This window comes from Methylomonas sp. BG-2 (assembly GCF_057766305.1).
In genome coordinates this window covers 1-3,551 of the sequence record NZ_JBYMAP010000319.1, presented here as the reverse complement: position 1 = coordinate 3,551, position 3,551 = coordinate 1, and the positions used below count along the sequence as shown (strand labels likewise).

General features: G+C 60.0%; 3 protein-coding genes. All 3 read left to right on the top strand.

The features are described from left to right. The first annotated feature begins 511 nt into the window (after positions 1–511). Genes AC3B8H_RS19460 through AC3B8H_RS19450 form a run of 3 tightly spaced genes read left to right on the top strand, consistent with a single transcriptional unit; the run spans position 512 to position 3,378 of the window. Positions 512–2,110: a phage tail sheath family protein gene (locus AC3B8H_RS19460; RefSeq protein WP_488443179.1), complete on the top strand. Its 1,599-nt coding sequence runs from the start codon at positions 512–514 to the stop codon at positions 2,108–2,110. 12 nt (positions 2,111–2,122) lie between these two features. Next, positions 2,123–2,647: a phage tail protein gene (locus tag AC3B8H_RS19455; protein ID WP_488443178.1), complete on the top strand. Its 525-nt coding sequence runs from the start codon at positions 2,123–2,125 to the stop codon at positions 2,645–2,647. 2 nt (positions 2,648–2,649) lie between these two features. Further along, positions 2,650–3,378, top strand: a complete 729-nt coding sequence (locus tag AC3B8H_RS19450; RefSeq protein ID WP_488443177.1) for a T4 family baseplate hub assembly chaperone — start codon at positions 2,650–2,652, stop codon at positions 3,376–3,378. The last annotated feature ends 173 nt before the right edge of the window (positions 3,379–3,551 follow it).

Genomic DNA, 3,551 nt, shown 5'->3' with positions numbered 1-3,551 from the left:
GTTCGCCACCGCGTTAATTCCGCGACTGGCTATGAACGGCGAATCAATGCCGTTGGCCAAAACTATATAGTTGCCTGAATTGGCAGGCCCACGATCGGGCTACTGCCGTTTCCACGCCATTGTCATACTCCAAGGCGACCACTCCCGCGTGACCGCTAGGGATAATGACTCGATAACCGCCTGGTAGAGTCGCGAAAATCGTCTTACGGTATGCATCCGAATGTCGCTCGTCTAAATTAATTCATGCATTGGCTGGTTGCCAGAATGGCACCTGACCACGAAATCCGCGGTTTGGCAAGCGATGCAGTACGTTTGTACTAGTACAAATACGTCATTGTTTGTTGCCGGAAATGCGCTCAAGATGCTGTTCAACAAAAACCGCCCGGCTCGGGTGGCTTCGCGCCAGCTTTCGGTCCGTGGCCGCCCCGTCCGGCCGCGCTGTCTCTCCGCACTAGATTAAGCCTCCATGGGGTGGTAATCCGGTTCCAGTAGCGTTTCAAAGGAGCACGTCATGCCTGTAGCACTCTCTTATCCCGGCGTTTACATCGAAGAAATCCCCAGTGGTGTGCGCACCATTACCGGAGTCGCCACCTCGATTACCGCGTTTCTTGGCCGCAGCTCGCGCGGACCGATCGACGAGCCGACCACCGTCAACAGCTTCGGCGACTTTATTCGAACCTTCGGCGATCTGTCGCCGGATTTTCCGCTGTCCTATGCGGTACGCGATTTTTATCTGAACGGTGGACAACAGGCGCTGATCGTCAGACTGGCGAAAAACGCCACGACCTCGAAAAACGCCGATCTGAAACTGGAAGCCGCCAGCGTCGGTTTGCGCGGCGACAAGCTCACTTACACGATCGACGCCAAGGGCATTTCCGCCGAAGTCGCCAGCCGCTACGGCATTGTGCAGGCCGACTTATTCAATATGACGGTGTACGAAGAACCCGGCAAGGGCCGGGTCGAGCGCTTCCTGAATCTGGCCGTCACCGCAACCGCCGGCGCTCGCCGCTTGGACCGGGTACTGGCGGCCGAATCCAATCTGATCCGCGTGCAGAAGAAAGCCGACGGCAGCGCTGACTTGGTGGCCGCCAGGCCCACCGACTCGACCGCGGCCGAAGATCCGGCCAATCCGGCGGCGACGCCGGCCAGCTTTAAAAAGTTTACCGGCGGCGGCGACAGCGCGTTGTTGACCGCCGAAACCGACGTAGTCGGTGACAAAAACAACAAGACCGGCCTTTACGCGCTGGACAAGGCCGATTTGTTCAATTTGCTGTGCATCCCGCCCGACACCCGCGAAGGCGACACGCTGAAGGAAGTCTATCAAAAGGCCATGAAATACTGCGCCGACCGGCGCGCCGTGCTGATCGTCGATCCGCCTGCGGCTTGGGGGGCAAATAAAGACACCGCCGCCGCAAAGGCCCGCGACGGTTTAAGCGCCTTGGGCCTTTCCGGCGTCGAAGCCCGCAATGCCGCTTTGTATTTTCCACGGGTGATTCAAAGCGATCCCTTGCGCGAAGGCCAGCTAGACGTGTTCGCGCCCAGCGGAATGATCGCCGGCATCATGGCCCGCACCGACACCGCGCGCGGCGTCTGGAAGGCGCCGGCCGGACTGGATGCTTCGTTGAGCGGGATTCAAGGGCTGCAAGTCAATCTGAACGATGCCGAAAACGGCATGCTCAATCCGTTAGGGATCAATTGTCTGCGGGCGTTTCCGGTCAACGGCCGGGTGGTCTGGGGCGCGCGGACCCTGCGCGGTGCCGACCAGTTGGCCGACGAATGGAAATACCTCCCGGTGCGCCGCACCGCGTTGTTCATCGAGGAAAGCCTTTATCGCGGCACCCAATGGGTGGTGTTCGAGCCCAACGACGAACCGTTGTGGGCGCAGATTCGGTTGAACGTCGGTGCCTTCATGCACAACCTGTTTCGCCAGGGCGCTTTTCAGGGCAGTACGCCCAGGGAGGCTTACTTCGTCAAGTGCGACCGGGAAACCACGACCCAAACCGACATCAATTCCGGTATCGTCAATATCGTGGTCGGTTTCGCGCCGTTAAAACCCGCCGAGTTCGTCGTCATTAAACTCCAGCAGATGGCTGGACAAATCGAAGTCTAAGGAGAATCCGCCATGGCTCAGTTCAGCGTCAACGCACAACGGTTCGATCCCTATAAAAATTTCAAATTCCGGGTGAAATGGGACGGCAAATACGTCGCCGGGGTCAGCAAGGTCGGCGCGCTCAAACGCACCACCGAAGTCGTCAAACACCGCGAAGGCGGCGATCCCAGCAGCAGCCGCAAATCGCCGGGCCGCACCGAGTACGAGGCCATCAGCCTGGAGCGCGGCGTGACTCACGATAAGGAATTCGAGCAATGGGCCAATAAGGTCTGGAATTTCGGTTCTGGGCTGGGCTCGGAAGTGTCGTTAAAGGATTTTCGCAAGGACATCATCATCGAACTCTACAACGAAGCCGGCCAACTCGCGGTGGCTTACAAACTGTTTCGCTGCTGGGTGTCCGAATTCCAGGCCCTGCCGGATTTGGACGCGAACGCCAACGCGGTGGCGATTCAGCACATCAAGCTGGAAAACGAAGGTTGGGAACGCGATTACGAAGTCGCCGAGCCGGCCGAGGAAACCTTTACCGAGCCGCAATAGCCATGAGCGCGGGCATCGCCTCGACCTTGCTGACTGCCTGGGAACGCTGCTTAGCGCAGACGGACACCCAACGAGCGCTGACATTGCTAACGCTGCTGGATAGCGACGTCAATGAAGCCGAGGTGGCGAGTCTGCCGCTCGGACAACGTAACGGCCGGCTGTTGGCCTTGCGCGAACGCTTGTTCGGCGCGCAAATGGCCAGTCTGGCGGCCTGTCCGAATTGCGGCGAGACGCTGGAACTGGCTTTGAATGTCGCCGACCTGCAATTGCCGCCGCCCGCCGCCGAACCGCTACTGTTGCGGCAGGACGGCTATCGCATCCAACTGCGTTTGCCGGATAGCGGCGATCTGTTGGCGATTCAAAATCTGACCGAGGTTGCCGCCGCGCGGCGAGCCTTATTCGCGCGCTGCTGCGTTGACGTGTTAGTCAATGGCGCGCCGATTGCCCCGGAAACCGTCCCGGAAGCGCTGATCGGCTCGGCCGAAGCCTTGCTGGCCGCCGCCGACCCGCAAGCCGACATCCGCCTGGATTTAAATTGCCCGAGCTGCCGGCATGCCTGGTTGGCAGCCTTCGATATTGCCGGCTTTCTGTGGCGGGAAATTCAGGCCTGGGCGCAACGCGTGTTCAACGACGTGCATTCGTTGGCTCGTGCGTACGGCTGGAGTGAAGCGGACATTCTGGCGATGAGCCCGCTACGCCGGCAATGCTATCTGGATCGGGTGCGGCAATGAACGGCTTCCTGGGCCAACTTGCCGCGCTGACGCTGCATCGTGTCGAAACCTTGCCGCCGCGTCTGCCGGGGCGTTTCGAGGCCGGTTCAGTGGCACCGGCTGAACTGGACCCCTTCGACCAAACCGCCGAAACAGCGCCATCAGTGGCCAATCCGGCGCCAGCCGTGCCCGAA